This is a genomic window from Micromonospora sp. NPDC047730, assembly GCF_043204765.1.
Classification (GTDB): domain Bacteria; phylum Actinomycetota; class Actinomycetes; order Mycobacteriales; family Micromonosporaceae; genus Micromonospora.
On the sequence record NZ_JBIDCU010000051.1, the window covers coordinates 1 to 6,994 of the forward strand.

The 6,994-nt window shown below is 64.6% G+C and carries 6 protein-coding genes and 2 pseudogenes; 5 read left to right on the top strand and 3 right to left on the bottom strand.

Annotation, left to right across the window (positions count from 1 at the left end; translation table 11 throughout):
• Positions 1-968: 968 nt before the first annotated feature.
• The 3 genes and pseudogenes from ACGF5G_RS35490 to ACGF5G_RS35500 all read left to right on the top strand — a co-directional run.
• Positions 969-1,328: a transposase gene (locus tag ACGF5G_RS35490; protein ID WP_393271252.1), complete on the top strand. Its 360-nt coding sequence runs from the start codon at positions 969-971 to the stop codon at positions 1,326-1,328.
• A complete protein-coding gene (locus ACGF5G_RS35495) occupies positions 1,274-2,788 on the top strand; it encodes a UbiD family decarboxylase (protein WP_393271254.1) in 1,515 nt (504 codons plus the stop codon). The genes ACGF5G_RS35490 and ACGF5G_RS35495 overlap by 55 nt, the downstream gene beginning before the upstream one ends.
• A gap of 85 nt (positions 2,789-2,873) precedes the next feature.
• A pseudogene (locus tag ACGF5G_RS35500) lies at positions 2,874-3,030 on the top strand (IS5/IS1182 family transposase); the annotation flags it as partial.
• 93 nt (positions 3,031-3,123) lie between these two features.
• On the opposite strand, the gene ACGF5G_RS35505 reads toward ACGF5G_RS35500, so the two are convergent.
• A complete protein-coding gene (locus ACGF5G_RS35505) occupies positions 3,124-3,975 on the bottom strand; it encodes an inositol monophosphatase family protein (RefSeq protein WP_393271256.1) in 852 nt (283 codons plus the stop codon).
• 274 nt (positions 3,976-4,249) lie between these two features.
• Positions 4,250-5,173, bottom strand: a complete 924-nt coding sequence (locus ACGF5G_RS35510; RefSeq protein ID WP_393271258.1) for a phosphotransferase — start codon at positions 5,171-5,173, stop codon at positions 4,250-4,252.
• 400 nt (positions 5,174-5,573) lie between these two features.
• Between ACGF5G_RS35510 and ACGF5G_RS35515 the strand changes: the two genes are divergently transcribed.
• Both ACGF5G_RS35515 and ACGF5G_RS35520 read left to right on the top strand, forming a co-directional pair.
• Positions 5,574-5,996: a PPOX class F420-dependent oxidoreductase gene (locus tag ACGF5G_RS35515; RefSeq protein WP_393271259.1), complete on the top strand. Its 423-nt coding sequence runs from the start codon at positions 5,574-5,576 to the stop codon at positions 5,994-5,996.
• 44 nt (positions 5,997-6,040) lie between these two features.
• Positions 6,041-6,772, top strand: coding sequence for an HAD family hydrolase (locus ACGF5G_RS35520; RefSeq protein WP_393271261.1), 732 nt, complete (start codon positions 6,041-6,043; stop codon positions 6,770-6,772).
• Here ACGF5G_RS35520 and ACGF5G_RS35525 read toward each other — a convergent pair.
• A pseudogene (locus tag ACGF5G_RS35525) lies at positions 6,752-6,994 on the bottom strand (hypothetical protein); the annotation flags it as partial. The gene ACGF5G_RS35520 and the pseudogene ACGF5G_RS35525 sit on opposite strands and share 21 nt — an antisense overlap.

Below are 6,994 nucleotides of genomic sequence, written 5' to 3' on the forward strand. Positions count from 1 at the left end.
GATCAGCCTCATCGGAATCCTGATGATCTCCGTCGGCGCGGCCCTGATCGTCTTCGTGCGTCGCAGAAGGACATCGGCGGACGAGCTCTAGTCAGCGCGTGTCCACCACGTCGCCGGGTAGCCGGTGATGGTTGTAAATCATCGCCTTGGGAACGAGCGCCCCCACCGATAACTGGTGAGGTGAGCCTGGCGCGGACCAACTGTTCCTTGAGCCACCCCTGGTGGGCGGCGGAGGCCACGTCGGGACTGACCGGCACCGGGGTAGGTGCCGGCCAGTCCCGACGGTGCGCGATGACCGGCCGCCCCCATCAGCAGTGCCTACGATGACCGCACCCGAGCCGAGGGCCAAGAACACAACGCCCGCCGCGCAGTCACCGCCGCCGGGGGCCTGGGTGATGCAGCCGTTCACGCTGATGTCGTCCAAACCAGGCCGACGGAGCGGTCGTGGGCGTCCACAGCGACCTGTTTGGGCTGGGCGGACACCCCGAGGCGAACTCACTGCGGCGAAGGCTGGGTGAGTAGGTTGACCAACCCGTCTGGGGACTGTGGACGTGGGATAGGCTCGGCTGCCAGTGCGTAGAACTGGCGACGAGCCGACCCCGGGCGCCGCCGGTACCCGCAGATGCAGTCCCACCCCACGACCGCATCGTGCCGATCCGCGTCTATCCGGGGCAATGCGGTTCCACTCACGCTGGCGCCCGCTGCTCCAAAACCATACCGAACGGATCGGTATTGAATGTGGCGGCCCCCCATCCGTAAGGATGTGATCTTCCGTTGTGGTGTTGCGTGTGTCAGGCTGACTCGAGTTGGCCATCGGAGCGAGGAGCGGGCCTGCGATGGCGGTGGCTCTGACCCGACGCAGGCGGGGGTTGCTCCCCTCAACAGCGGGTTTCTTTGAGGATCGCCTGGTACCAGACTCGGTGTACACCGTGCTACGTCATGAGTGCCCGGAGTGGTTCCCGGATCCGATGTCTGCGGACCTGTTCGCTGAGGACGGCCCGATGTCGATACCGCCGATGATCATGCCGGTGGTGATTGTCCTGCGGCGGTGGAAAGGGCTGTCGGACCGTGCGGCGGTGGACCGACTCACCGTCGATGTCCGGTGGAAGTACGCCGCAGGCGGTCTGGACTCTGTGGCGGTAAGGCCGGGCCCGGTTTCGGAGAGCATCACCGCGACCGAGGTGAGCCCGGGCAACCAGGGTTATGCCGGCCACCAAGTAACGGGCCGCCGAGTGTGCGGCCAGGATCTCATCACGCGATCGGAGAACTCGCCATGCAAGCCAGATCTTCCCAGCGAGGCCGTCCCAGGAGCTTTCGTGAGTACCTGAGCCGGCTGGACGAGTTCGGAGACCTTCGGCGGATCGATTGGGAGGTAGACACCGCGTTCGAAATCGGCGCAATCACACGCCACAGCAGTGAGGTGTGCGCACCGGTTCCACTGTTCACCAACATTCGTGGACACAGTGGGTATCGCGTGGCCGGGGCGCCCCTCGCTTACAGTTCCTCTGCCGAAGCCCGGATGGCCCGGGTAGCTCTCGCACTGGGGCTGGCTCCGACCACCCCTGGCGGACGGATCGTCGAAGAACTCGCCGCGGCGATGCACCGCGAGCCCATCGCCCCGGTTGTCGTGGAGGACGCGCCGTGCCATGAAAAAGTGTTGGTCGGCGACGCGGCGGATCTGATGAGTCTGCCGAGTCCGCTGCTACATGTCGGAGACGGCGGCCGCTATATCAACACGATCGGTATCTTCGTAGTCGCCAGCCCGGACCGAAAATGGACGAACTGGTCGATCGCCCGAGCGATGCTGATCGACGGCAAACGGATGACCGGTATCGTCAGTGCCAGCCAGCACAACAACGTGATCCGCCAGATGTGGCAACAACGCGGTGAACCGATGCCGTTCGCGCTTGTTCAAGGCCCCGAGCCAAGCGCATTGTTCGTCGGCGGCATGCCGCTGCCTGACGGAATAGACGAAGCGGGCTTCCTCGGTGGACTGTTCGGCGAGCCGATTGAAACCGTGCGCTGCAAGACCGTGGACCTTGAGGTCCCGGCATCCGCCGAGCTGGTCATCGAGGGCTACCTGGCCAATGACGAGACGTGGCTCGAGGGGCCCACCGGCGAGTACCACGGCTATATACCCACTGTCCGCAAACACCGCCCCGTGTACCACGTTACCGCGATCACTCATCGAACAGAGCCGATCATCCCGGTCGTCTGCGCGGGCAAACCGGTTGACGAGGACCATACGATCTGCGGCCCTGGGATCGCAGCTGTCCTGCTGGAGGAGTTGCGTCGCGCCGACCTGCCAGTCATTTCGGCCTGGGTCGTCCCAGAAAGCGCCTGCACCCTGCTGGCCGTCTGCGTCTCTCCGGACTGGGCGCAGCTTACGGGGTTGACCTCGGCCGACCTCGCGCGGCGCATCCTTGATGTCTGTAAAGCTCCAGACGCCGCTCACGCTGGCTGGTGGATCAACAGGCTGATGGTCGTCAACCACGACATCGACCCCACCGATATGCGCGACCTGCTTTGGGCCTGGTCAACCCGGTGCCATCCGGTCACCGGCCGGGAGACCGTCATGGACCAGCGGATCCCGGCCGGCGTCGTTTTCTACTCGGAGGCAGAACGTAGTGCGGCACGCGGTCCGGTCGAAGTGTTGGACTGCCTGCTGCCCATCGGACAGAACGCGCCCCGCAGCACCGCCTTTTCCGTCAACTTTCCGGCTGACCTGCAACAGCGGGTGCTAGCCAGGCTGAACCACGACCAGCCGACCGGGCGCTTTTCAGGCTGATCTTGCAGCTCAGTACGGGCCCGGCAGGCCCGGAGATCGATGAGGGCGAGGGCCGCCTCACCGCCGGTGAGGCGGCCCCATCCGGCAACTGGCGTACGCGATCCTGGACGGCACGCTGATTTCCGATGGACCACGTGGCAGACCAGGAGCCGTGCTACTCCGGCAAACACAAGAGGCATGGCCTGAGCATGCAGGTCGTCGCCGACGCCGGTCGACTCGTGTGGGCCTCACCGGCGGGCCCGCGCCGCACCACCGCAATCGTGGAGGCCATCTTCGTCCTGCACCGCGTCGAAGCGAACGGCCACGCAGGATGGAAAATGGCCCAATATGAGCTGTTATGACCTTGGAGTGGAGTTCCAAACCGGAGTGTTCCCGGCATCGGCAGGCCAGTAACGGGTGCCGCGCGCGATCTCGAGAATCGACAGGATGGGGTCACGCAGCGCCGGGGCGACCGCGACAGCACACCGTGATTGTGTTGAATGTGGACTCCCGTCGGCATCCATAACGACCGCGCCTGCCTCGTGCGCGATGACGGCGCCGGCGGCGGTGTCCCATGTTCCGTTCCAGATGCTGATGCTGGCGTCGAGGGAACCTTCTGCGACGAAGGCCAGCTCGATGGCTGTGGAGCCTAACCGGCGCAGCCCCTGGGCGCGGGTGGTCAACTCGCGATCCAGTTCCCGGCACAGCAGATCATCGATTCCCGGTTGGGGCCCGCCGTAATCGGTGAGAGCGACCAATGCTTTGGACAGGTCGGCCGTTTTGGAAACTTGTATGCGAGCACCATCGCGATAGGCGCCGCCAGCGCGTGTGGCCCAGTACCGGCGCCCGAGGAACGGGACTGCGATGACGCCGAGAATCGGGTAGCCGTCGTGCACCAGGCCAAGCGAGATCGAACTCAGCGGTAAGCCATGGCTGAAGTTGGTGGTGCCGTCGATGGGGTCGAGTACCCAGTAAGTATTGGGGTTACCCACCGCGCCGGTCTCCTCACCGAGGAAGCCGATCGTTGTGTCGACTTGGAGCAATGCGGCGCGGACGAGGCACTCGATGGCGACATCGGCATCCGTGACGATCTCGTGGGCGTCCTTCTGCCGGACGGCGGTGGCGGGATTTCTCAGCACATAGTCGACGGCCTTGTCGATAACGTCGTGCGCGACCGGCAACAGCGCATCAGGGTCAGGCCTTGGCATGAACTCCGCCGTCCACTTCAGTCATCGCGCCGGCTCCCTCGAGCCGCCCCGTGAAGCGTACCGGCTGTCCTGACGGGCTGAGTCGCGCGGTCTGGCTCGACTGCCAATTCTTGTCGTCCCGCATGGGACGCACCGCTCACTCGCCGTCTCCTGGGACGCCGGTCTCGAAGATCCGCTGCACCGAAGCCCGCGCCCGCACCGGAATGTCACGACCAAGCTTGGACCTCGTCGGTGCCTTCGCGTAACGCGGGCAGCAGCGCGGTCTTGCGGACCGTCAATCACGCTGGTGCCAAAGGAACGGTGACCACACCGCTCGCGAGGTCCCCGTGCGCAATGTTCTGATTCTTTTGGCAAGCTCCTGTCCCGCTTTGTCGTCCTGATCCGCATTTTGCGCAAGCCAAGTGACCAGCTCGACCTCGAGTGCATCCGCCAGTAGGCCGTAACCAGGCCAGTCGAGCACATCGAAGCCGTAGCTTTCCGCGAATTCCCGATACTCGCCGGCCGAGTGCCATCCGAGCCGGTCGTAGTACACCGCAGCGGGCACGAGGTCCAACTCGCGCGGTCCCACCGCCACGGTGTCCAGGTCGCCTAGCACCGGCCTGCCACGGCGGTCCCGGAAGACGTTGCACACATTTGCGTCGCCATGGACGACGCCCGGCCGGAGTGAGAACGCCAGCCGTTCGTACCTGGTCGCCAGTCGGCCCAGCAGACCACTGATGAACAGCTTGTCCTCGTCGGTCAGGGCCGTGGCGTTCGCGAAACAGGACCGCGCTCGGCGAAACGGGTCCGCACGCGGCAACGCGATGTCGGCAGGCGGCTCCAGGGCGTGCAACTGGCGGAGCAGGGACGCCAACTCTGCCGGGGTGCCGTAGCTGACCTCGTCTCCCACCGATTCCCACAGCGTCACGAAATGATCGCCGACGCGCAGTGGCTGAGCCATCTCGAGCGGCCGAACCGCAGGAATCGCGGATCCTGCCAGCCACCTGGCAACCTTGATCTCTCGCTCGGCCTCAGCGGCGCGAACGTCCCCCCGCCCGACTCGCGCCACGACAGTTCGCGAGGCAAGCCAGAACACCGCATTCTCACCGAGTCGGATCAGTTCTCCGTCGGAAAGATTCACGTGATTCGTCGAACATGCCTCGCGCAGAATCAGCCACGCGCGCTGTGCGTCGAAGGAGTCGCTCGGGACATGCACCATAAACGGCCCCTTGTCGGTCCGCGTACGCGTTCGCGGTTTCGCCATTGCACAGGCCCATCGCGTTGCCGCCGACGGCAACGCTCGGGGTCGCAACGACGGTCACGGAAGGCGCGGGTGTGGTCAGTACGCCCAGACACAATAAGGCAGGTGCCCAAACGGGTATACATCGACGCCCCGGATCCGGCGCCATGTCGAATTCTCCGGTTACGTCATGGAATTGCCGGCGTTGAGGGCTGAATGGCAAACAAGCCAGACTTCTGCTCACCTTTAGGTGGCTAGGCTGGCAAGCCCTCACCAAACCGGACAGAAACAGATAATCGGGCCACTACCGATGCCCGACGTTGCTTGACGATCACCAGGCACGTCGGTACTTTGTGCGCCCAGGGACATGGGAGTCTTCATGGGTAGCAGCCTCGAAACTAGCAGCTTTGTGATATGTCCAGCACACCTGGAGAAGATGGCGCGGCTTTTCCGGGCACCTGTCATCGCGTCGCTGTCTGCAGTGAGTCCACTCGGGCAACCGCAGTCCAGTCCGATGTGGGCCAAATTCGACGATGGCCAGGTTCTGTTCTCCACCGCGGCGAACCGGCTGAAAGTCCGCTACATGCTGATCAACCCCCGGGTCAGCGTTCTGGCGTGGGATCCAGATATCCCGGGCAGCTACATCGAAGTACGCGGCACTGCGTCGATCTCGTCTGAGGGTGCGATGGAGCTCATCGATGAACTGTCGCTCGCTTACCGCAGCACACACTGGGTCCCCCAGCCGGACGAAACGCGAGTCACCGTACGCGTAACGCCGACGAAGACCTTTTCGCGGGCCTGAAGTCCGCTCTGTGGAGCAACGCCATCGTGCTACGAGGAGGGCAGGTGCGGCGCCCGGTTCAAGCAGTGCTGTTCGATGTCGACGACACGCTCATCGACTACGCCAGTGCGGAGTACAACGGCATCGTCAGCTACCTCCGCGCTCTTGGCGTGGAGGGTGAGCTCGATGCGGCGGCGGCCAGGTTTGGGGAGCTACAAGCGTTCCACTTCGACCGCTTCCTCGCTGGCCGGACCGACTATGTGGGACAGGCTCGCGCGCTCGCAGTGGACATGATCGCCTGGATGAAAGCACCCTCGGTGCACGATCCATACCGCTGGTTCTTGGGCTATCGTGAGCGTTATGAGGCGTCGCTGCGGCTTTTTCCCGATGTCCTCGATGGGCTCGCCTCGTTAGGCAACGTGCCCCTGGGAATCGTGACCAACAGCGACACCGCCTTCTCGCGGGTCAAGCTTCGCCGGGTGGGCCTGCTCTCGCGGTTCCATTGTGTTGTCGGCGTCGACGCAGCGGGGGTGTCGAAACCGCATCCCCGTATCTTCCACGCGGGCTGCGCGGCATTGGGATACCCACCCGCTGTAACCGCGTACGTAGGCGACAACAAGCTTGGAGACGCAGCAGCCGCCGACGCAGCCGGTCTCCTTGGTGTCTGGGTCAACAGGTTCGGCGCCGGTGGAGACGGTGTGACCGACCTCCGACAGCTTGCTGCGGTTCTGAAACTTGATCCCGGGCCGGTCGCAACGCTGCCGCGGCAAGCTCGATTAGCCTCGGGCCTTCGGTAAGCCCTGTCCGCATCGCGGATCTTGGCTGATCGTCGAACGGCCAACCGACGCCACCGGGCCGGTCACCAGCAGCCCGACATCCGGGCATTCCGCCCGTACGCGCTGGGCGGTTTGCAGTCCGCCGTCGGCGCCTGGCGGCATCCGAATGTCCAGAATGGCCACGTCGACGGGGGTACGGGCCAGTAGCTCCAGCAGTCGGTCGCCGTCCTCCACGCAGCCGAC